This is a genomic window from Commensalibacter sp. M0133 (assembly GCF_016101485.1).
In the GTDB taxonomy this organism is placed as follows: domain Bacteria; phylum Pseudomonadota; class Alphaproteobacteria; order Acetobacterales; family Acetobacteraceae; genus Commensalibacter; species Commensalibacter melissae.
The window spans coordinates 142,411-165,964 of sequence record NZ_JACFQI010000003.1 but is presented as its reverse complement, the minus strand read 5'-3'; the positions used below and the strand labels follow the sequence as shown (position 1 = coordinate 165,964).

The window sequence follows — 23,554 nt, the reverse complement described above, 5'->3', positions numbered from 1 at the left end:
TTAAATACTCCGTAATCGTGTAACACCAAAACGATGCTGTTCTTTGGAACGAATATATCCAGCATCATTGGCCCTGATTTGTTGTTTATGTGCAAGCATCATATCAACAGTATATTTTAACTGGTCGTATCCCATGTTTTCTGGAGGATTTTTTCCTGTAACTTCACTTAACACCGTTCGTAGAATTACCTCCCCGCTATCTTCTGTACCAGCCCATTCACCAACCAGGGGTTTTACCAGAATTCTGGCTTCTTGGGCCTGTTTAGCTTTTGTCATGATCCGACGTTCTATTAATCGTTCTAGGGAAACTGCATCATAAGCTTGGGTTTTAAGTCCTGTTTTTTTAATTAAGCTATCCTCAACATCAAAACCACCTGATGCATTCATATCATCATCTGAGGTCGATATAGTATCAATTGAATCATCATCATTTACCTGTGCATTCTGATCATTTTCAGATAATACCTTATGAACAAGACCAACAATTTTTTCTACCTGTTGCCCATCTTTACAATCTTTTGCCATAGAACAATCAGAAAGGACCGCTCTCAATAACTTTCCAATATATTTGCGACGTGCACCACTAACAGAGGCAACCGCATCTGTAATTTGTGTATAATTGGCTCTTTCAGATTTTGACTGATTTAAAAAATCAGCAAGGGCTAAAGCTAATTTCTGCCCTAAATTATTAAGTTTTGACATTTGTATGTTCAACCTTTCATCTGCAACTCTAACATCATGTCCTGCACGACCTTGTTCAACCAAAGCAATATGATCGACATTAATATCCGTCATCATTCCGTCATAAGGCTCATTTTCAAACATTCCGGTCTTCATTACAGGTGTAAAAGCGTAGGAAGCAGATAATTCAGCCTGTGTATTGTTTTTAATTGCCTGTATATAATCCCCGTCCCAAATCGTAATTGAAGCCTGAATATAAGGATAAGAAAAAGACGGGTCTGAACCCGTCGTTCCAATGACTTTTGAATTATCAAGCTGATCCGCATCTGCAGCTTTATGCACGTAAAGAATGGGACGTTCTTTAAAAGAAAAGACCGCTTTTTTTAAAGCATCTGGTGATCGAAGAAAACGATATTTACGTTCTGGTTCCAAACCATATTTCATATGATTTTTTATCTCGAATCCATAATACTCACATATATTAGCCTTGGTTAAATTTGTTTTTTTTACACGTAAATGTCCGTTCCAGTCCTCAAAACGCATTGTTTTTGCATCAAAAGCCAAGGTTCGGTTCCATAAATTACCCATAATTTTACCTATATATTTGATATCAAAAGGGTTTTTTGGTTAAAAACTTATAAAATAAAAAATGTAGATTTATACAACTTTTGATATTCATGAACATTTTACTGCACCTAATATTTTTTATATAAAACCTATTTTTTAAAATTTATAAAAGAAAATAGAGCTGAGTGATCTTCATTTTCTAATAAGTCTTTTATTTGAGAAAGGCTTAAAATATTATTGGAAACATAATCACACATCGTTTTTGCTATGTTCATATTAACTTGAGATTGCTGCAATTCGTCCAATTGCCACAAAGAATTAAAATCAAAAGTGATATCTGGATCTATTTTTCCAAATAAATGCAGTTGAACAATTTCAAGAATTTTCTGCAATGGTTGACGTAAAACCGTTTCCTGAAAAGCGGCAATTCTATCATAAAAACAACGTATTTCTCCATCGGAAGATGCATTCAAACCTGATGGTGTAATACCTAATAATTTTACCAAAGGAATACCTGAAATTGCGGCCATATGTTCCTGAGCCTGAGCTTGTAATTGTGCCAATCCAGTCAAGGGTGTAGCAACATTTGTAAGTTCTTCTGTTTCTTTATCTACAATCTGCAAACCACGATTGTCACGGTAAGCCGCCATTAAGGCAGCCCTTTGCGTCAATTCTTCGCAACCAGGACTTAATAACTGAGATAAATCCGTTTTCAAAACCATAGTTGAAAAAGACTTGATTAAATCCGATACTGATTGTCGCGTCCTTAACCAGTTATCAACATAAGGTTTGGCCATAAAAGCAAATGGAATCCCACCAAAATTATAAGCTGGTTTCAAAATATCAGGAACTGGTTGAGAAATGATTGTAATCAACCTGCTGGCATGAATTTGTTTTCCCAATACCCACCACATTGAAGGCTTATAAAAATCTTCTGTAAAAGGATCTGTTGTATCATATGAAACAGGGGTCACCCAGGTCGGGTCAATAAGCTTGAATCCACGCAGCTCACCTTTTCTAATTTTTTTTGAAGTCAGGTATAAAGGCGCCTGTTTTTCCTCATCATCATGATTAGCCGTTTCTAAATCAATATAAAGATGTACCAGCCCAAAATAACCTTCCGTACATAATGATTTTTTAATTAAATCTTGAATATTTAAACGCTTAAATTCCGCTTTTATTTTATTTATAATGGATGAATCATACCCTTCCTTTTTGATATGTTTAAACCTTATCCATTCTCTTGTAGCCTCTTCTGCTCTCGTTTCAATAATTATTCTATATTCACCACGTAAGGATAATTGTGCCAGATATGGGTATCCGGGAAATCCAATTCCCTCTTCAAATAATGTCTTCGTCGGACAATTTCCAACATTGAAACTATGAAATTGATTAAAAAACAAGCTGTCGTTAACAGTTACAGAATTATAAGAATCGCCAACCACTCCTTCTGGAGCTTGATATGGTATATATATATCCTGTTTGTTTCCAAAAAATTCTGGATTTTGTCTAGGAATATTAATATTCCTTAATTTGGTTTTTTTCACCATAACCGAATTTATCTTTCATTATTAAATATCTCGATTGAAAGTTTAATACGCTGTTCAACTATCGGTTTTGTTGTTTTTAAAAATTTAAATCTAATTTATATAAAATGTAACTATGCTAAATTGGTTTTAAAAATTTAACATTATATTACCGCTTATAACAAAATTGTGATTTTTTAAGGTCTTAAAATAATTGAAATCAGTAATGTTTAATTATATATTATTAAAATCATTGACTATTTCAATTAAGATTATTTTATAATTTTATTAATCATAGTTATTTAAATCATTTAAATATTTTAGTTCATTAAAGCGGAATGGCTTTATAGGCTATTCCGCTGTTTTATTTAATTATCAATACGAAATTTAATTAAATATTCATAATTCCTTGCCAATTTGGCATTTTCGGTAATTTTCTTTGTAATGAAATAGCTTCAAAAGCGCCAGAAGAAGCATCAACCTGATCATCATGTGAACCATTAGGAAAGTCAGAAAGTTCATCTAAATATGATCTGTTCCAATTAGCTCTCAATAAAGATACATTTCCTATGTTAACCTGTGATGCAAATGGGTCAGCTCTGGCAATTTTATTCCCCGTTTCCCGTATTGCTTTTATTTTATACCCGGCAAGCATTTTGAGGTAATATTGCACCTGAGCCACACCCGCCTGTCCAGGATCCTGTGGAATTACAATTTTAACATCAAAACCATCCTGACTGGCGACAGCCTTGACAGTCTTAATAACTTCATCTGGCAAACCACGAAGTCGCACAACATCAAGCACTGTATATCCACTATCTACATTCCGTTGCATCTTTACCCCCACGGTCCAATCAGGATCATATTTGCCAATATCTCTGGAAGCAGCAAAATCCCAACGTCTGACAACCTGGACTGGTTTTGGTGCTGCATCAATAATATTTAGCATATTGACTTTGAAAATTGATCCAGTTGATAGCGTTGGTTCACCTTGATACAAAGCAAACCAGTCTCGTTCACCCACTGCCTTTCGAATCTGTTCAAGCTCATTTCTATCATACACTTCAGGCCATAAAGGCTCACCTTTTTTCCGTCCTAAAACATCATTTTCATTTGCAATAGCTGGTAAATTAATAACCTCCCATTTTTCACCTGTATCATTTTTCATCTGTGATAATAACCTTCCCGCCAAATCATCAACATGCCAACGAGTCTGAACAATAATAATGGCCCCACCGGGCATAATTCGTGTTCTCAATACAGACTTATACCAATCCCAGACATTATCACGCATTATTTGACTTTCAGCTTCATGTCTATCTTTTACAGGATCATCAATGATAGCAAGATGTCCTCCATAACCTGTCATGCTTCCACCAATACCGGCTGTTAAAAACACACCCCCATGATTGGTTTCCCATAAATCCTTTGCTTTGCTATCAATTGAAAGAGCAACATCAGAAAAAATATTTCGATAATATTTTGATGTCACTAAATTACGAACATCACGACCAAATTTATCTGCTAGTTTAGCTGAATAGCTGGCTGTAATGACTTGTTTTGTAGGATTGCGCCCTAAAAACCAGGCAGGAAAACGTTTTGAAATTAATTCACTTTTTCCATGGCGCGGTGGCATAAAAACCATCAGTCTTTTAACTTCACCACGTTCAACTGCTTCAAGTTTTTTACATAATAAATTCAGATGAAGACCGGCACGATAATCCGGTTTTGTATAAATTGTAAATGCCGAAAGATAATGACGCGCATCATGACGTTTTTTTAGTTCTTCAATGGCTAATTTTTTTGCTTTTTGTAGCAAAATCATAAATTATATTTTTACACCTAACAAAAATTTTATCATATAATCGTAATTATTATCTAACCGAAATTTGATTCATTCAGAAAAAAGTATTATATTAAAAATTACCTTAAGGTTTTGAAGTTATTAATTTTTTATAAAGGTATAGACAAATGAAAATTTTACAAACAAACGAATTGTCAAAAGTTGCTGGTGGTCATGGTCACAATAATAACCATCAACATCATAACAATAATCAACAGCATAATAATCATCATGATAGAGTTATTAATCCTCCTCATAATGGTAAAGCTGATGGCTTGGCAAAACTCAATATCATTAAAACCGGACTAGAAAACGGTGATAATTGGGCCACAATCGGAAAAAATATTCACAACTATTTTGCTGAGAAATATAGTTTTGTTGATCATTTTGGCAGATAAGAGCCTTTATGCAACCTTGATAGAATTGCTTCATCAAGGTTGCATCATTTATTAATTTTAATAATTTTATAATAAAACTATTTTAACGCGATCTCGCCAATAAAGTTTTTTAGTTCTTCTTCAGACATATCTTCTAATGTTTTGATTTGTGTCATTTCTACTTTTGCATCATTCAATTTTGGATGACAATACGGTGCTGTCTTATAGGCAATTTCCAAAGCTGTTTCATATTTTTTTTCCTCCAAAGCTTTGTTCATTATTAAAATCATTATTTCTAATGGCAACTTATGTTTTTTTAAAAATTTAATTTTTCTAGCTCGAGGATTTTCCATAATTATTTGCTTAAAATATTATCTAATAATATCAATTAAATTTTTATAGAATAAAAAAATCATTATTTTAAAATAATGATTAGTAATATTAGACCATGTAATAAAAGTAAAATATTAGTTTAATATTATTAATTGTTTTTTATATTCCCTTAATTATGAATTTACATAATTAAGGGAAAACCAGTAATTAAAAGTATTATTAAAAATTATTGTAAAAATATATTAACTAAAAAAAGAATGTGCTTATTAATTTTCTAATAAAATATATTTATAATTTTTTTTAGGTTATTTCAATGATTATTTCATCACCTCATTAAAATGTTACCTATTGTTATACATCTACTTGACTTTTATTTATATTTAATAAAATTAATTGTTGTTGTACTTAAAACAATTTTACTTTCAACATAATATTAAAAATTTTTAAACGGTAAAATTCCGACGATAAAGACTGGGAGATAATCCTACTATTTTTGTAAATATCTTCCGAAACGCATTTAAATCTTTATAGCCACATTCGATTCCTATCTCATCAATCAATTTTTTTGAAAATTGTAATAAAAATTGAGCGCGGCAAATTCGATGATGTTGAATATATTCTGTAACAGTCATTCCCGTGGCTTTAATAAAACGCCTCTGCAATGTCCGTATTTCCAATCCTGTTACTTTCGATAACTGTTTCAATGAAATATTCATATTCTTTTGATTAGATATCCATTTTTGTCCCTTAATTATTGGAATATCTCCATGCGTTAAATTAGGTGAAAAAATATTAAAATAACTTTGTGCACGTCTTGCAGGTTGGACCAAAAAAAATCGTGCAACCTCAGCCATCACTATGGAACCGAAAAATTTTTTAACCAATTCCAACCCAAGATCTATCCAAGATAATGAACCTGCCGTAGTAATAATATTTCTTTCCTCAATGACCATAGAATCAAAATCAGTATAGATATTTGGAAACTGGTTTTTAAATCGATGTTTTAACTGCCAATGAGTCGTAACTGTATAACCATCCAATAGTCCAGTCTCTGCCAATAAAAAAATGCCATTGCCAATAGAGGCAATTGTACAAGGTTGTTTCAAGGAATGTTTTAAAAAATTAATATGCGTATTATATTTACTTCCAGATGGACATTCATCTGTACAAGGAGGGACAATGATCACAGAAAAATTCAAGTCATTTTTTTTAACAATAAATGAAGGCAGGTCAAAATTCACTGTTGGCTTATCAATTTTTACAATTTTAATTTGAGGTATGGGAAGGTTAGTATTCCAATTCTCCTTGACCAACTGATTTGCTACAGAAAAAAAATCAATTAAACCGAAAATGGCTCCTTGTTGAACATTAGGGTACATTAAAAGACCAATATTAATAAGATCTATTTTTTTCATATATCATTATCCATACTGTTTTTATTACATAAGCAAGCGATAAAAACTGTTTAAAATTTTTTACGTAAAATGTATTTAAAGTCTTAAATTTATTAATTTAAATTAAACATCATAAACTAATTGATTATGGTGAGCTCTGATAATTCTTTATATTAACTATTCCTTAAAAATTATACTGACTAAAATAAAAATATATTATTTATAAAAATAAGTAACGATATTCAACTCTGTGAATATTTATTTTAAAAAAACGTTTTCCTTATAATCATTTCAAAACAAAAATATTAATAATATTTAATTTTTATAACAAAGCAATCCATAATTTTAAATACCATACATATTCATCAAAATTATCATGAATAATAAATATAATAAAAACATAAAACATGTGATAAATTTACTTAATCTATTATCTTTAATTTTTTTATAACAAATAAATAGAGACCAATGAATTATAAAAAAACTATTATTTTTACATTATTAATAAATATCCTAATATCCCCCTTAACTGGACAATCCAGCAATTTACAAAAAGATGAAATTAAAAGACTATTTACTAAATCAAAAAAATTACCCTTGCATACTGATCAATTCGCAAATAGTTTGAAACTTTTACCGCCTCCACCAGATAGAAATAGTCAACTATTCACAATTGATAAAGAAATATATCTCAATACACGCAAACTTATAAACACATCTCGATGGAACCAAGCCATTGAAGAAGCCGCTATTTTTAACGGAACAATCGGAAAGAACTTTTCTAAAACCATCGGTATTGAAATATCCAAGAAAAATACTCCCATTACTCAAGATTTTTTAGAGGATCTGTTAATCATGAGCGGTAATTTTGGAACTGATAAAGCGAAAAAACACTATCAAAGAATTCGTCCCTTTATGTATTATCACACACACAGCTGTACTCCAGAGGATGAGAGCCTACTGCGTAAGGATGGTTCATACCCCTCAGGTCACGCAGCTTTTGGATGGTCCGCTGCCTTATTTCTATCCGAAATTTTTCCAGATAAACAAGACCAGATATTGAAAGAAGGTTATGAATTCGGACAAAGTCGCGTTATTTGTGGTGCGCACTGGCAAAGCGATGTAGACGCAGGCCGATTGATCGGAGCTGAAGTCGTCGCTCGTTTACATGCAAATCAAGAATTCAGAAAAAAACTTAAACAAGTTAAACAGGAACTCCTCAAAAAGTCACGGAAAATCCATTTTAATAAAAATTAACAAACTTCTAATAAAAATGCAATTATCGTTTAACATTTTTAATGATTAAGTATTATTAATAAAATACAATTGTATATTTGATTTGATATGTTAATAATTTGATGATAGGTTATTTAAATAAATTATAACCCCCTTCTATTCAGGAATATTAAAATGCGAGAAATTACATCACATGAAATTAATAGCGTATCAGGTGGATCTTTTTTGGGTGATATTATCGGGGGCAATATTACACTTCCCGTTTCTTCCGCTTTAATAGGCTCTTTCATAGGCGCTTCAATTGGAGGAATTGTCGATAATCTTTATGGTAGCTTAACAGGAATTAAAACCAACAATGAAGCAAATGCCGGAAGTAAACTTGGAAGTGGTATTGGATCTATTGTTGACGCAGCCAAATCAAAAAATGCCGCCGATATAAGTAGCAATGTTAACAATGCAATTTCTGGGATAGGATTAGGTACAGTTGGAATTATTAATGGAATATCGCAGGGAATTGCTAATCTCTTCCATTAGTTTCAAGGTACATAATGAAATTTTCCTACAACTATTCATTATATTATTTAAAATAAGTTGTTTTTATCGTGTAAATTGGTTCACTTATAATTAATATAAATATAAAAAATCTTTAGAGAATATATAATATTTCAATCATAAACATTTATGATTGAAATAGTGTTTCTCAACATTCTTACAAAATTTATTTAATCTATCAAGATTATTATCCATGAATTCTCTTTTCAGGCATGAAGTTTTAGAAGCAAAACGAGATACATGGTTAGGTCGCGTACAGGATGTACAACCTATTCCTATAAAAATCATCGCGGTTATCTCATTCATTTGTGTCGTTATTATCATATTATTCACTATTTTTGGTGGTTATACGCGTCGTATACATGCTTCCGGCAGCATTATGCCTACAGAAGGGTTAATCACTATAGGATCAAGAACAAATGGCATTGTTATTGAAAAAAACGTTATAGAGGGCCAATTTGTTCATAAAGGCGATAAATTATTCACGATAAGCCTCGAAAACACCTCTATCAATGGACCCACACAACAATTAACTAATAACTTGTTGAAAAAACAAAAAAATATTCTTGAAAAACAGCTTGCACTCAAAGAAAAGGCCGCTCCCATTGAAAAAAACAATATTAAGGAAACACTCTCTAATCTTTATAAACAGCATGATAAAGTTACCCAGCAAATCGAAAATGACAATCAAATAATCCCCTTGGTCCAACAATCGTTACTGATGATTGAAAAAGCCAAGAAAATGTCTTTGGCAACAAATCAGGAATATCAGAATCAATTATACACATATGCCCAAATTCTAGGTACTCATGCACAGTTCTTACAAAATCAAACATCGATTGAAGGCCAAATATTAGAAAATGCATCAAAATATCAACTGTACGATAACAATTACCAACGTGATCTCAATGAAATTAAAAAAAGCATAAATGATATTGATCAGAAAATCATACTGGGAGAACGTAATCAAACTATTTTCGTTACAGCCCCCATAAATGGAACCATAACAGCGCTTCGAGGATATATCGGTCAACAAGTTTCACAAGATTCCGCCTTAACTAGTATAGTTCCAGAAGGTCAAGCAATCGAAGCTGAACTTTATGTTCCTAGTTCAGCCGTGGGACTTTTAAAGAAAAATAGCAATGTTATTTTACGTTATGCAGCATTTCCATATCAAAAATTTGGTCTATACAACGGGACTGTTACCGAAATTACTTATACACCAGTTACATCGGATATAATGGGTAAAGACAGCAATCCCAATTTAAAAAATGAAATAATTGGTCCAAACAGTAAGATTGATCGTAACTTTTATAGAATTCGGGTAAAACCTGAAAAAAACTTCATTGCAGCTTATCCCAATAAAAAATATTTTTTGCAGCCCGGAATGCAAGTTGAAGCTGATATTGCCGTTGATTATCGTCGCCTTTATCAATGGATGTTCCAACCCATTATTGAGGTTAACGATACTATTAAAACAAGATTAACGAAACCGAACTCATGATTAATACATTGAAAAGACTAAATTTTGGTTTTTGCCAAACTGTTCCCGTAATTTTGCAAGTGGAAGCTTCCGAATGTGGCCTGGCATGTCTTGCCATGATTATGAGTTATTATGGAAATTATATTGATCTAACAACATTTAGACAAAGAGAATCTATTTCTATCAAGGGAATTACCCTACAGAATATTGTTGATATTGCGCAACGGAATAACTTGACAACACGTCCTTTGCGTTTGGAAATGGAAGAACTAAACAAATTACGCTTACCTTGCATTCTTCATTGGAGTTTAAACCATTTTGTCGTGTTAACAGATGTAAAAACCAATGGAATTATGATTAATGATCCCGCCCGTGGAAAACGTAAGTTACTTTGGGGTGAAATCAATAATGAATTTACAGGAGTGGCGCTTGAGATTGCTCCCGACCAAAATTTTACCCGAAAAGATGAGCGCAACAATCTTCATTTACGTGATCTTTTCAGAAAAACAGACGGTCTTAAAACAACCCTGTTTTATCTTTTATTAACATCTCTTGGGTTGGAAGCTATTTCAATTGTCATGCCTATGGCCTCGCAAGTCATTATTGATGAAGTCATTGTGACTTTGGATAACGGCTTGCTAACAACAATCACAGTTGGAATTGCCATTCTTATTTTGCTGCAAATGCTTATTTCCACAGCCCGAACATGGATGGTCATGCTTTTCAGCACCCGTGTATCTGTTCAATGGAATGCCAGCCTTTTTGAACATTTATCCAAATTACCGCTGGATTATTTCTTGAAAAGACATGTTGGAGATATATTATCCCGTTTCGGTTCATTAGGTATTATTCAACAAACCATTACAACTGATATGGTACAAGCAATCATGGATGGTTTAATGGCAATTGGTATGTTTGTAATGCTAATCATCTATGGTAAATGGCTAGCACTTGTAACATTAATTGCTGTAATCCTTGACGGTATAAGCCGTCTTATGGCTTATCGCCCTTACAAGCAAGCCTCTGAAGAGGGTATTGTCTATAATGCTAAAAAGGATTCACATCTTATTGAAACTTTGAGAGGTATGGCAAGTATCAAGTTACTTGGATTGCGGGAGCGAAGACGTGCACGCTGGTTAAATTTATTGGTTGATGCAATCAATGTCGGATTAAAAACACAACGTTATGACCTTATTTTTGGACGTATAAATGATTCCATCTTCGCTATTGACAGGTTAATAATGTTGGTAATCGGGGCACATTACGTCATGGATAATAAAATGACAGTTGGAATGCTGGTTGCCTTTCTATCCTACAAAGACCAATTCACCGGACGCATAGGCAATCTTATCGGTGCCGCCTTCAAACTAAAAATGCTTTCTATCCAGAGTGATCGTATTTCAGATATAGTCTTAACACCTACAGAAAGTGAAGAAAATGCTATAATATCTATATCGAATAATAACAGATTGACGGAACAACTTCATATTAATGATCAAAACCATCTTGTGTGTAAAAATTTGGGTTTTAGATACTCTCCTGCTGAACCTTGGGTATTTCGTAATATAAACCTGAAAATTCCAAAGGGTAAAAGTATTGCTATTGTAGGCGCATCAGGATGTGGAAAGTCAACAATTTTAAAAACAATGATGGGTTTAACCCATCCAGAGGAAGGTGATATCTACTTTAACGGTCGAAATATATTAAAAGAATCGCTTGACAATTACCGACAAGAAATTGCTGGTGTTTTACAGGATGATGGACTGTTTTCTGGTTCAATTGCAGATAATATTTGCGGGTTTGATGATAAACCTGATCAGGAAAAAATTATTGAATGTGCACAGAAAGCTGCAATTTTACAAGATATAATGGCAATGCCCATGAAATTTGAAACATTTGTTGGTGATATGGGAAGTTCCTTGTCAGGAGGACAAAAACAAAGGGTTATTTTAGCCAGAGCTTTATATCGCCAACCAGCAATCCTATTTTTAGATGAAGCAACCAGCAGTCTGGATGAACCAACAGAAGCCCATATTGCGACAATACTAGATGAAATGAATATAACACGCATTATTGTGGCACACCGGCCTGCAACAGTTGCGCATTGTGATTATGTTATTGTAATGAATGTTGAAAATGCACAATCTGGAAAAATTGAAATTGTTGAAAGACAAGAACTTATTCACAGACACCAACAGCATAAAACATCATAAACCTTCAATTCAAAAGATAATTCCGGATACGGTTTTTTAAAAGAACATAATTTTATATATTAATCAGTTTGGTTATAATACAATCAGAAAACCAGGAAATTAACCCTGTTACAATTTATTTCAATAATTTAAATATAAAAAGCCTGTTCTAATTAAAAAAACAGGCTTTTATAAACTGTGGAAAAATTATTGTGCTGAACCAGATTTAAAATGTTTCATACAATCACTATAATAACCTCCGCCTTTTTGAATCCATTTCAAATTGCCATTCTTATTATCGGCTTTGTTCGCTTTATATTGATCCAAACAGGTATGCATCCGAGCAGTACCTTCTTTCTCATTTGAATATTTACTATCAACCGCGTTTGGAAAAACTGCATCACCTGCTGCTATACTTGATGCTGTAGCATCTTGTTTAGCTGGAGATTTAGAAGAAGCTTTATTCTGGGATGTATCAGATTTTTTCGCATCTTGCTGATGCATTTCATCTTTGACAGATCTTTCATCTTTACAATTAGCTGCCTTGAATTCTCTAAACGTTTTTTCTTTGACGGTTCCAGCTTTTTTAGCTGCCGTAAACTGCTGATGACATTCTTTGGATGTAACAGCATGGACAGCATTATTTACCAGCAAAGAGGTTCCGACAAAAGAGGTAATAGCTAAACCGGCACCTATAACAGGAAAGCGCGCAACTATGGATTTTATCATTTATAATACCCTTACATAAATAAAAGGTTTAATATTCTTAAACCAATAGTATTAAAGCGCTTTTTGTTAAAAATTGTAAACAAAAATAATTGCTAATATTCAATTTATCTGTTCATTATGTAAAACCATATCTAACCCTTGCCTTTCTGAATCTGTATCCACACGCAATCCAATCAAACAATCAATAATTTTCAATAAAACAAATGAAACAAAACTGCTCCAGATTATTGTGACAGCAACTGCCTCAATCTGGGCAATAACAAGATGCAAAGATGCACTAATACCCACTGGATCTGTCTCTGTAGCGGACAATGGACCAAAGGCAAAAACACCGGTTAAAATTGCCCCGATAATTCCCCCCATTCCATGAATACCAAAAGCATCAAGAGAATCATCATATCCCAATTTTCGTTTTAAATAAGAACAACTCCAAAAACAAATCAACCCGCCTAGAAATCCCATCAATAAGGCCGGGCCAGGCATTACAAAACCAGCTGCTGGGGTAATGACTACCAAGCCAGCCACTGCTCCAGAAACAATACCAAGTACTGTTGGTTTTTTTCGAATAGTCCATTCGATCGACATCCAACCAATACCACCAGCAGCGGCAGCAATCTGTGTTACAAGTACCGCCATGGCTGCACGACCATTTGCTCCCAAGGCTGATCCTCCATTAAAACCAAACCACCCAATCCATAATAGGGAAGCGCCCATAACAGCATAACCTACATTATGCGGTGCCAAATCACTTCGACCATACCCTAATCGTTTTCCTGCAACCAGAGCACATATTAAACCAGCAATACCGGCATTAATATGAACAACCGTTCCACCTGCAAAATCAATTGCTCCTAGATTGGCCAACCAGCCCGTCGGATTCCAAACCCAATATGCAACAGGAACATAGGAAAATAATGCCCATAATATGCAAAATATACATAGGGCAGAAAATTTTATACGTTCTGCAACCGATCCAACCAAAATTGCCACAGAAATAATGATAAATGTCATTTGAAACATAACATAAACACTTTGTGGGATAGTCATAATGACAGGATTGTTTCCATTGGCTCCTAATATGAACCCCTTATCAACACCCATGTGATAGTTACCAAGAATTCCATTCAACATAAATTGTGATAAATTACCAATAAAAGAATTCCCTGTCGTAAATACAAGACTGTATCCCACTGTTATCCATATTAAAGTAACAAGACAACATATAGCAAAGGATTGCATCATTGTTGCAAGAACATTTTTCTTGCGAACCATCCCTGCATAAAATAAGGCCAATCCTGGAATTGTCATTAATAAAACCAATGCACTGCTGATTAACATCCATGCCGTATCACCACTATCCAAAACAGGCATCACTGGCAAAGCCCCTAATGCAGAATCTGGAATTAATCCAACTATACACATCAGATACAGAAAAATTTTTTGAATATTCAGAAAATTTTTATTTTTACATTTCATTGGAAACTATTCCCGTACAATCCAAGTAAAACCCACTTTATTCTATCAAATCAATAGTTTATGCTTATGATACATAGAATGAAATCTTATTGTTTTAGTCCTTATTCAACTATTAAACATTGTTAGACAAAGCACAATCCTTTGCAAAAAAAATTATATGATTTTTTTTACATGTAAAAAAAATCTGGTCATTTGAATAAAAATATAGTTTCCTTATATGTCTTGTTAACCAAAGTCACATTTCTCCCTAAGGATACTGATAAATTTGCATGAGGGCATGATGAAAAAAAAATTTGGTCAATCTCTTCATCCAATTGCACCTACTCAAAACGCAATGAATGATCCGAATAACCTATTAGCGAGCGGCCCCGACAGCCACGAAATAAACCTTCAAGCCTTGTGGGAAAAAATGGTTCAAGAAAGCAATGGATGTTGTGATCCTTTATTATCCAGTTTTTTTGATACATGCATTCACAGCCATCATGATTTCAAAACCGCCCTGACTTGTATGATAGGACGCAAATTAGAGGATGCCTCCATCCCCTATCAGGCATTAACTGATTTAATCAAACAGGTGTACAGAACCAATCCGCCTCTCATTTCCATAGCTGCAGCCGATTTGATCGCGGTTATGATGAGAGACGCAGCATGCTCCGATTTAATTACACCATTTCTATTTTTCAAGGGATTCCACTCCATTCAGGCCCATCGCATTTCCCATTGGCTATGGCATAATCAAAGACGCTATCTGGCACTTCATTTACAAAGCCGTATTTCGGAAGTGTTTGGGGTTGATATACATCCTGCCGCCCGTCTGGGACAGCGAATCATGATAGATCACGCCACTTCTGTTATTATTGGAGAAACCGCTGTTGTAGAAGATGACGTTTCAATATTACAAGAAGTTACCCTTGGGGGAACGGGCAAAGATGAAAAAGACCGTCATCCCAAAATCCGTCGGGGAGTCTTAATCGGTGCAGGTGCAAAAGTATTGGGAAATGTGGAAATTGGAGAGGGAGCCAAGATTGGTGCAGGGTCAATTGTTTTAGAAGCAGTCAAACCTTACACAACCGTAGTTGGCAATCCTGCCCGACAAATCGGGGTACGTCATAAAGATTTACCTGGAGTATCAATGGATTTAAGTCTTCCCCCTATTGATTACGTTATTTAACAACTGCATTATCAACAGAACGCATATAAGGTTCAAGTTCATCAAGCCTCTTCATGACAAATGCTACATCAATTGGTTTTTCCCAGGCACTAAGATGATCTGGCGCCCCATGATCAACACCACTGTCAAATTGATCGGCCCAATAACGCAATCGGCTTTGTAAAGACAAGACCAGAAAACATGGATTGATATGATGACTTGGAATCAATTCATAAATCAATGTGTCTTTTTGACAGAAAACGATATTTGATAAACCTGCACCCAACAAACCAACCACAATTTTTGCATAATGAAAAAGCATGATTTGTTCATCTAGACTGTATAATTCAGGATTTAAAATAAAATATCCTCTTTTCTCCAATGCTTCAACAAGCTTTTCCTCATTAGGTAAATGCCGATTATTCTTATTTACGCGACTAATATATATCTTGTCATATTTCGCTATTGACTGAATAGATACAACAGCATTCTGTTTCATTTTGACATATGCCTGCTCAGAAAGCTTTGAACAGGAATAGCCAAATTTTTGTGAGAGATAATCAAAATAATAAAATTCTGAAAATCTATATTGTTTTTCCTTTTCAATGGGATAACACATGGATAAGTCAAGTCCCAGCAATTCCAAACTGCGTTTACGCCATAACATCAATGGGTAAGGCAAAAGAAATTTGGCTTTTATTCCTGATTGCATTGCCGCATAATAAGCTGGAATGGCATGCATCATCCAATGAAAATAATTGTTTTCCCAATGATCAGAACAACAGAATACAGCTCCCTGATCTCGCGCATCAATCAGTTTATCCGATTGAATGTGGATGGAATTGAGCAAATTTTCCGATAAGTAATAATTACTGTTGGTGATTACCCGGTTTTGTTTGAAATATACCATATGATAAACATCGAGGGTTATATCTTTCAGATGATAACGGTAAATTGTCTCGGCTGGATGTTTCCAGCGCAAAAAAGGATATGATTGATTGTTTGTAAATTCCTGAATATTCTTCCATCGCGGGCTGCCATAACATCCAATCGTTTTTTCAATCTTAACAGTTTCAATAGAATGGTGATTTATACGATTTTGCTGATGAAAAACTAAATCTTTTATTTTTTCACGCGTTGATACAGACAATCTAAACAAGCTGATCTTTACCTTTAATATTGCATAAAAAGAACGATTTTAAATAAAATAACATAAAATTTCTAGATTAAATTAGAATGGATTATTTCGTACAAGGCAATGGCACCCGCAACTGATACGTTTAAACTGTCAATATCCCCAGCCATATATAATGAAACAATTTCATCACAATTTTGACGGACAAGCTGTCGCAGTCCCTTACCTTCGGCACCCAACACCAATGCCACTTTTCTTTGCTTATAATTTTGACCATTTAGAACCTCACCCTGCGCATCCATTCCAAGAACCCAAAAACCTTTTTCCTTTAACTGCTTCATGATACGTGAAAGATTAACCACTTTCATTACCAATACAGAATCAAGAGCACCCGATGCCGCTTTGGCCAAAACCCCGCTTTCTTCTGGGGAATGACGATCCTGCATAATAATTCCAGCTGCCCCAAATGCCATTGCCGAACGTAAAATAGCACCAACATTGCGAGGATCTGTAACTTGATCAAGGATGAGCACGGGTCCATGCCGTTTCACTATATCCTCTAAATCTGGGTCGGGAAGTGGCATAACCTGTAATGCAACGCCCTGATGTACAGCATCCCGACCACAAAACCTATCCAACATCATACGATCAACAATTTCATAAGATATATTTAAAGGCCGTTCCAATTTGGTCATTAAAGTGTCAAATATCTCTTGTGTAGCCAACAAACGATTTTTTTGACGTAATGGATTTTTCAAAGCCGCTTGCACAGAATGCAAACCATACAACCAATATCCACCCTCTTTTTGATGAGAATTAGAAACAGGTTTTTTACTCATATATAATTCAATCTTTTCTATATATTTAAAAATCAAATGATTATAGAGAAAATCAAAAAAATCTACAAAGAAAAGTTAAAAACTCTGTTGACATCTATCAAAAGAACCTGTTATTTGTTTTCCATCTTCCGATGGAGGGGTGCCCGAGTGGCTAAAGGGGGCGGACTGTAAATCCGCTGACGTGCGTCTACGTTGGTTCGAATCCAACCCCCTCCACCATATTAAATAATTGAATTCTCATTTTTTATTTATTTCAAAAAAAAATCAATTCATCGTTAAATTTATTTTGTAGTTTTTATAAAGTTAATCCACCAAAAAACAAAAAATAATAATAAGCGTCTGCAAAACCGTAACGAAAAACAATTTTCACTTGCAAAACAATCCATATTCAAATAATCTCGGTTTCATTTTCGTTATATTTCGAAAGGAATATAAACTATGATTAATTCCATTGATCATATTGTGCTGACAACATACAGGCTTGATGCGTGTATCCATTTTTACACTCAGGTTTTACAATTTTCCCTGCAACATTTTGGACAAGATCGAATAGCTTTTAAATTCGGCAATCAAAAAATCAATGTTCATGAATATGGTAAGGAAATTGAACCAAAGGCACATTTACCCGTACCAGGTTCTTTAGATATCTGTTTTGTTACTCAAGAAAAACCAGCAACAATTCTTGCTCATTTACAGAAACATGGAATTAAAACGCTTGAAGGTCCTGTCAACCGAACAGGGGCGCAGGGGTCCATTGAATCCATTTACCTACGTGACCCTGATCTGAATTTAATCGAGATTGCACGATATATTGAAAACCCCTGAATCAAACAAGGGGTATTTTTAAAAATCAATAACTCTTATTCTATATTTTAACTTTGTGCCAAGGCCTGTTCAAGATCCTGAATAATATCATTTACATTTTCGATACCAATCGATAGACGAATCACATCGGGTCCCGCTCCTGCAGCAATTTTTTGTTCATAACTTAATTGACGATGTGTAGTCGATGCAGGATGAATGACTAAGGAACGCGTGTCTCCAATATTAGCCAATAAAGAAAACATTTTTAACGAAGAGACAAACCGGACAGCTGAATCATATCCTCCTTTTATTCCAAAGGTAAATACTGATCCAGCCCCTTTAGGCGCATATTTCTTCTGCAAATCATTATATTTATTATCAGGCAATCCAGCATACGAAACCCACGCAACCTTTTCATGATTAGCCAGATAATGAGCTACCACATTTGCATTGTCACAATGACGCTGCATACGCAAAGGTAAGGTTTCAATTCCCGTTAAGATCAAAAATGCATTAAAAGGAGAAATTGTTGGACCAAAATCACGCATACCCAATACACGCGCAGCAATTGCAAAAGCCGATGAACCTGCCGCATCCGCAATAACCAACTCTGCATAATCATGTCGTGGCTCTGTAATTTTTTTATATTTGTTATCTTTTTTCCAATCAAATTTACCACCATCAACAATAATGCCGCCCATCGAATTTCCATGTCCCCCCATAAATTTAGTCAGGGAATGAATCACGATATCAGCACCATGTGCAAAAGGGCGAACCAGATAAGGCGTCGCCATGGTGTTATCCACAATCAAAGGGATATGATTGGCATAAGCAATTTTTGCAATGGCCTCTATATCAACAATTATACCACCAGGGTTTGCAAAGCTTTCAATAAAAATCGCCTTTGTCCGACCATCAATTGCTTTTTCAAAAGTGGATAAATCGTCAATATCAGCAAAACGAACATGCCAGTCAAATGATTTGAAAGACTGGGCAAACTGGTTAATTGAACCACCATATAATTGACGAGCGGCGATGAAATTATCCCCTGCCTCCATCAGGGTATGAAAGGTTAAAAACTCTGCAGCATGTCCAGAAGCAGTTGCCAATGCTGCACTTCCTCCCTCCAGTGCTGTCACCCGTTCTTCCAATACAGACTGGGTTGGGTTCGTAATCCGACCATAAATATTTCCCGCATCTGTCAAGGCAAAGCGATTGGCTGCCTGATCAACATCTTTAAAAACATAAGCTGTAGTCTGATAAATCGGTGTTATTCTTGCCCCTGTTACTGGATCAGGTGTTGCCCCCGCATGAATAGCCAAGGTTTCAAAATTGGTGTTTTTACTCATTATTTATGATCCGATATAAAAATGAAAAATGATGCCAAATCATCATTTATGATGATTTGTTTTTCGTTAAATTATCTATTTATCGAAAATTACGAAATAAATGTAATACAATTCAAAAATATCAACAATCATTATTAAATATCGAATCGAATAATTGAAAATTTTTTTAAAAAAAAATCGATATAATTTCGTAATTATATTCAAATTTAAGTGATAGTAAAATCAGAATAATATTTTTTTAAATAAAAATTGATTTAAACAGATAAAAGGATCTATTTATATCGTTCTTCAATAACCCTTGAATACATTCATATGCTTTTTCCAAAAATAACGATCCTGATCAAGAATTTTAACAATTATAATCATGACAAACCCTTTTTGATAATTTAAATAGATAAATAATAGCATATATGTGATTAAACAACCGACTGCATATAATTCATAATTTTATCTTTAAACCTGATAATGCCGTTGGAAATTATTGAATGAATCACGTTAAACATTATACAGATATTAGCATCGCAGAACTTGTTGAGTTAGCCATTCAACGCAATGAAGGAAAATTGGCCGCTAATGGTGCGTTAACAGTAAAAACAGGCAAACGAACCGGACGGTCCCCGACTGATCGTTTTATTGTTAAAGAAGCCATAACAGAAAATGCGATTAATTGGGGTAAAATTAACCAACCTTATTCCGAAAATAAATTTGACACCTTATGGAAACATGTCGAGGATTATATCAATCGACAAGCATGTTTCATTTCTCATGTTCATGTCGGGTCTGACCAAAATTATTATCTACCCGTCAAAATGATTACCGAAACCGCCTGGCATAACGTGTTTGGAAGATGCCTTTTCATCAATCCTGATATTTATAATCCAAAACAACTTTCTGAATGGCAAATTATCAACGCTCCCGGTTTCAAGTGCAATCCTGAACGAGACGGTACCAATTCTGAGGGAACTGTCATCATTAACATTTCTCAAAAAAAAGTTTTACTTGCAGGAATGCCTTATGCCGGGGAAATGAAAAAAGCCATGTTCTCTGTGCAAAATTTTCTTTTGCCTGAGCAAGACGTTTTACCCATGCATTGTGCAGCAAATATTGGCGAAAAAGGTGATGTAACCTTGTTTTTTGGATTGTCAGGAACAGGTAAAACAACACTTTCAGCCGATGAACACCGTTACCTGATTGGAGATGATGAACATGGTTGGGGTGCAGGAACAGTTTTTAATATTGAAGGAGGATGCTATGCAAAATGTATTCATCTTAGTGAAAAAAATGAGCCCGTTATCTGGCGAGCTATCCGTTTTGGAAGTGTTCTTGAAAATGTCGTATTAAATAAAGTGACACGTGAGCCTGATTACAATGATGAACAATTCACTCAGAATACAAGAGCTTGCTACCCTCGTGATTTCATTGTGAAACGAGCAAAAAATAACAAAGGGGGCGAACCTAATGCAATTATCTTTTTGACTTGTGATTTAACCGGCGTCTTGCCACCTGTTGCCATTCTAAATCATGAACAAGCTGCATACCATTTTCTTTCTGGATACACCGCATTGGTTGGATCAACGGAAATAGGATCCGGTTCAGGAATCAAATCCACATTCTCAACATGTTTTGGTGCACCTTTTTTTCCACGTCCACCACAAGTCTATGCAGAACTTTTAATCAAACGCATTAAAAATTTTCATTCGCATGTTTATTTGGTTAATACAGGATGGACAGGAGGTGGTTATGGTGTAGGTAAAAGGTTCAAAATTCCAACAACGAGAGCAATTATCCATGCGATACAAAATGACCTTATTAACGAAACAAAAACAGAGCATCTTGAAATTATGAATCTGGATATTCCCACTGCAATACCTAATGTTGAAAATAAAATTCTAAATCCACGCAACTGTTGGAAAGATCCACAAGCTTATGATCAAGCCGCACAAAATTTAGCGCAACAATTTATTGATAATTTCAAGAAATTTAACGTCTCTGAAACTATCTATCAAGCAGGACCCAAATTAAAATATTAGATAATAGTTTTTTGATAAATTTTATTTAACATGATGATGAGAAAATAGTTTGAAAAATTATTCTCATCATCAAAATCATAACTTTCAGATTATTTAAAAATTGAATCCAATTTCCATTCTTCTATATTTTTAAAAATTGCGGTCCCTTTCTCAGCAAATAACGTTAACTTTTTTTGGTCAGAAATCGGATAAATCTTGCTAGTTAAACTATATTCACCTTCATTAACAAAAATTTCTATAGAAGAGGCATCAATAAAAATATGCAAGTCTATTCGTAACATTCCCTTTAAAGAAATACTTCGACAGGATTGTAATTCATAATCAGAACTATGTCGCTCAAATATTAACCGCTTCAAAGCTGAATCAACACTAATTCTTCCAGCACTTTCAATATTTAAACCATAACACCTACCTGAACTAGCAATCAAATCAATCGATAGCTTCAGCTCTTGATATGTTTCATCCAATGAATAAACCTCATTATTTAAAGCAATCAATTCGAATTTTTTGTAATCTGTTCTAAGTAATTCCAATTCTACAATTGGTTTACAATATAATTTACCAATCTCATTACATGAAACTTCTCTAGGCAAGGTTAACGCGCCGTTCCAACCCTCGGATTGATTAGGAAGAGGCGCATCCCACATCTCCATCCATCCGACCATAATTCTACGCCCATCAGCAGCTTCAAATGTCTGGGGGGCATAAAAATCATGACCATGATCAATTTCTCTAAATGAAGTTTCAATAGAAAAAGTTCCATTCTTTTCCCATTGACCTATACAATAACCACTTTGATGTAAATTACGGTAATCATATTCCTGAGCAGGCATACCTTGAGGTGAAGTAATTAACACATCTTTATTATTAACACTAAAAAAATCCGGACATTCCCACATATAACCATCTACGCTATCTTTTGCCTGATGTAGGATACATCTAAATTGCCATTCTTTTAAATTATCCGATTGATATAACCTCACTTGACCCAAATCATTTACTTTTGCCCCCACAACCATCCACCATTTTTCCCGAGCTCGCCATACTTTGGGATCCCTAAAATCAACTATTCCTTCTGGAGAATATAAAACAGGTCCATGTTTGGTAAAATGAATTCCATCTACACTTGTCGCCATGCATTGAACTTGAAAAATTCGTGAATTTTCACCGGTTTTCTCAAAAAATCGATGACCTGTATAAAATAAGGTTAGTATACCATTATTATTTACAGCTGAACCTGAATAACAACCATCCCGATCATATTCCTGATCAGGATATAGAGCAATTGACATATGCTCCCAATGAACCATATCATCACTGACAACGTGCCCCCAATGCATAGGCCCCCATATAGGTTTATAAGGATAATGTTGAAAGAAAAAATGATATTTCCCGTTAATATAAATTAAACCATTTGGATCATTAACCCAACCATATTGAGCGGCAATATGAAATTTTGGGTAATAATTATCACCCCTTTTCTTCATCGCTTCTTTAACAAAATTATCAGCTGAACTTAAAGATCTCATAATGATTTCCATTCAAAATATGAATGCCAATATTATTTAGTTAAATAGACGATCTAACAAGATCCATCCATAAATCGATAATTCCGTAACAGAAATTTTAAGATTACTTGTATGATATCATAATTTCATTCAAAATTTCTTTACAAAATAAATAAAATGAAATTTTTACGAATAGTTTTTTTTAAATTTTAATTAAAGACATCTTCCGTATTAATATCCTGACTTAAACAAGAATTTCTTCCATCCGGATACAAACTATCATTACTAACTATCAGATCCAGTTGATGTCCGGCCATCAATTTGAAAAGAACATTTTATTTCAGCCCATC

At 34.3% G+C, this 23,554-nt stretch carries 19 protein-coding genes and 1 tRNA gene; 9 read left to right on the top strand and 11 right to left on the bottom strand.

Going from position 1 to position 23,554, the window contains the following annotated elements; genetic code table 11:
* The 3 genes from H3T46_RS07310 to terL form a co-directional block, all read right to left on the bottom strand.
* Positions 1–1,269 carry a DUF2213 domain-containing protein gene (locus H3T46_RS07310; RefSeq protein WP_198198001.1) on the bottom strand — a complete coding sequence of 423 codons (1,269 nt, stop codon included), beginning with the start codon at positions 1,267–1,269 and terminating at the stop codon, positions 1–3.
* A gap of 128 nt (positions 1,270–1,397) precedes the next feature.
* Complete coding sequence (locus tag H3T46_RS07305) at positions 1,398–2,798, bottom strand: DUF1073 domain-containing protein (protein ID WP_198198003.1); 1,401 nt, start codon at positions 2,796–2,798, stop codon at positions 1,398–1,400.
* A 367-nt stretch (positions 2,799–3,165) separates the two neighbouring features.
* Complete coding sequence (gene terL, locus H3T46_RS07300; protein WP_198198005.1) at positions 3,166–4,599, bottom strand: phage terminase large subunit; 1,434 nt, start codon at positions 4,597–4,599, stop codon at positions 3,166–3,168.
* A gap of 146 nt (positions 4,600–4,745) precedes the next feature.
* On the opposite strand from terL, the gene H3T46_RS07295 reads away from it, so the two are divergent.
* Entirely contained in the window at positions 4,746–5,015 is a 270-nt protein-coding gene (locus H3T46_RS07295; protein WP_155568931.1) for a hypothetical protein, read from the top strand.
* 77 nt (positions 5,016–5,092) lie between these two features.
* Here the strand turns inward: H3T46_RS07295 and H3T46_RS07290 are convergent, their stop codons facing one another.
* Together H3T46_RS07290 and H3T46_RS07285 are read right to left on the bottom strand one after the other, a co-directional pair.
* Positions 5,093–5,347: a hypothetical protein gene (locus H3T46_RS07290; protein WP_198198007.1), complete on the bottom strand. Its 255-nt coding sequence runs from the start codon at positions 5,345–5,347 to the stop codon at positions 5,093–5,095.
* Between the two features lie 423 nt (positions 5,348–5,770).
* Complete coding sequence (locus H3T46_RS07285; protein ID WP_198198009.1) at positions 5,771–6,742, bottom strand: GlxA family transcriptional regulator; 972 nt, start codon at positions 6,740–6,742, stop codon at positions 5,771–5,773.
* A gap of 447 nt (positions 6,743–7,189) precedes the next feature.
* On the opposite strand from H3T46_RS07285, the gene H3T46_RS07280 reads away from it, so the two are divergent.
* The 4 genes from H3T46_RS07280 to H3T46_RS07265 all read left to right on the top strand — a co-directional run bounded on the left by H3T46_RS07280 (position 7,190) and on the right by H3T46_RS07265 (position 12,205).
* A complete protein-coding gene (locus H3T46_RS07280) occupies positions 7,190–7,978 on the top strand; it encodes a phosphatase PAP2 family protein (RefSeq protein WP_198198011.1) in 789 nt (262 codons plus the stop codon).
* Between the two features lie 153 nt (positions 7,979–8,131).
* On the top strand, positions 8,132–8,491 hold the full coding sequence (locus H3T46_RS07275) for a hypothetical protein (protein ID WP_122123148.1): 360 nt from the start codon (positions 8,132–8,134) through the stop codon (positions 8,489–8,491).
* 211 nt (positions 8,492–8,702) lie between these two features.
* The gene (locus tag H3T46_RS07270; RefSeq protein ID WP_198198013.1) at positions 8,703–10,013 is read left to right on the top strand and encodes an HlyD family efflux transporter periplasmic adaptor subunit; all 1,311 of its coding nucleotides are present in this window, start codon (positions 8,703–8,705) and stop codon (positions 10,011–10,013) included.
* A complete protein-coding gene (locus H3T46_RS07265) occupies positions 10,010–12,205 on the top strand; it encodes a peptidase domain-containing ABC transporter (RefSeq protein ID WP_198198015.1) in 2,196 nt (731 codons plus the stop codon). Before H3T46_RS07270 ends, H3T46_RS07265 begins: the two co-directional genes overlap by 4 nt.
* 186 nt (positions 12,206–12,391) lie before the next feature.
* On the opposite strand, the gene H3T46_RS07260 is transcribed toward H3T46_RS07265, so the two are convergent.
* Together H3T46_RS07260 and H3T46_RS07255 are read right to left on the bottom strand one after the other, a co-directional pair.
* On the bottom strand, positions 12,392–12,913 hold the full coding sequence (locus H3T46_RS07260; RefSeq protein WP_196424091.1) for a hypothetical protein: 522 nt from the start codon (positions 12,911–12,913) through the stop codon (positions 12,392–12,394).
* Between the two features lie 99 nt (positions 12,914–13,012).
* Positions 13,013–14,335, bottom strand: a complete 1,323-nt coding sequence (locus H3T46_RS07255; RefSeq protein WP_198198177.1) for an ammonium transporter — start codon at positions 14,333–14,335, stop codon at positions 13,013–13,015.
* 388 nt (positions 14,336–14,723) lie between these two features.
* Between H3T46_RS07255 and cysE the strand changes: the two genes are divergently transcribed.
* Complete coding sequence (gene cysE, locus H3T46_RS07250) at positions 14,724–15,560, top strand: serine O-acetyltransferase (RefSeq protein ID WP_110439502.1); 837 nt, start codon at positions 14,724–14,726, stop codon at positions 15,558–15,560.
* On the opposite strand, the gene H3T46_RS07245 is transcribed toward cysE, so the two are convergent.
* Both H3T46_RS07245 and rlmB read right to left on the bottom strand, forming a co-directional pair.
* The gene (locus H3T46_RS07245) at positions 15,553–16,698 is read right to left on the bottom strand and encodes a DUF563 domain-containing protein (RefSeq protein ID WP_198193937.1); all 1,146 of its coding nucleotides are present in this window, start codon (positions 16,696–16,698) and stop codon (positions 15,553–15,555) included. The genes cysE and H3T46_RS07245 overlap by 8 nt on opposite strands.
* Positions 16,699–16,760: 62 nt before the next feature.
* Positions 16,761–17,513 carry a 23S rRNA (guanosine(2251)-2'-O)-methyltransferase RlmB gene (gene rlmB / locus H3T46_RS07240; protein ID WP_155580097.1) on the bottom strand — a complete coding sequence of 251 codons (753 nt, stop codon included), beginning with the start codon at positions 17,511–17,513 and terminating at the stop codon, positions 16,761–16,763.
* Positions 17,514–17,646: 133 nt separating this feature from the next.
* On the opposite strand from rlmB, the gene H3T46_RS07235 reads away from it, so the two are divergent.
* Positions 17,647–17,732, top strand: a tRNA-Tyr gene (locus H3T46_RS07235).
* Between the two features lie 219 nt (positions 17,733–17,951).
* Positions 17,952–18,338 carry a VOC family protein gene (locus H3T46_RS07230; RefSeq protein ID WP_198198017.1) on the top strand — a complete coding sequence of 129 codons (387 nt, stop codon included), beginning with the start codon at positions 17,952–17,954 and terminating at the stop codon, positions 18,336–18,338.
* A 47-nt stretch (positions 18,339–18,385) separates the two neighbouring features.
* Here H3T46_RS07230 and H3T46_RS07225 read toward each other — a convergent pair whose 3' ends face one another.
* Positions 18,386–19,666 carry an O-acetylhomoserine aminocarboxypropyltransferase gene (locus H3T46_RS07225; RefSeq protein WP_198198018.1) on the bottom strand — a complete coding sequence of 427 codons (1,281 nt, stop codon included), beginning with the start codon at positions 19,664–19,666 and terminating at the stop codon, positions 18,386–18,388.
* Positions 19,667–20,151: 485 nt separating this feature from the next.
* Here H3T46_RS07225 and H3T46_RS07220 point away from each other — a divergent pair, with 485 nt between their 5' ends.
* Positions 20,152–21,696 (top strand): phosphoenolpyruvate carboxykinase, encoded by a 1,545-nt coding sequence (locus H3T46_RS07220; RefSeq protein ID WP_198198020.1) that lies wholly within the window; start codon positions 20,152–20,154, stop codon positions 21,694–21,696.
* 89 nt (positions 21,697–21,785) lie between these two features.
* Here H3T46_RS07220 and H3T46_RS07215 read toward each other — a convergent pair whose 3' ends face one another.
* Positions 21,786–23,225, bottom strand: coding sequence for a glycoside hydrolase family 32 protein (locus tag H3T46_RS07215; RefSeq protein WP_198198022.1), 1,440 nt, complete (start codon positions 23,223–23,225; stop codon positions 21,786–21,788).
* Positions 23,226–23,554 lie beyond the last annotated feature (329 nt).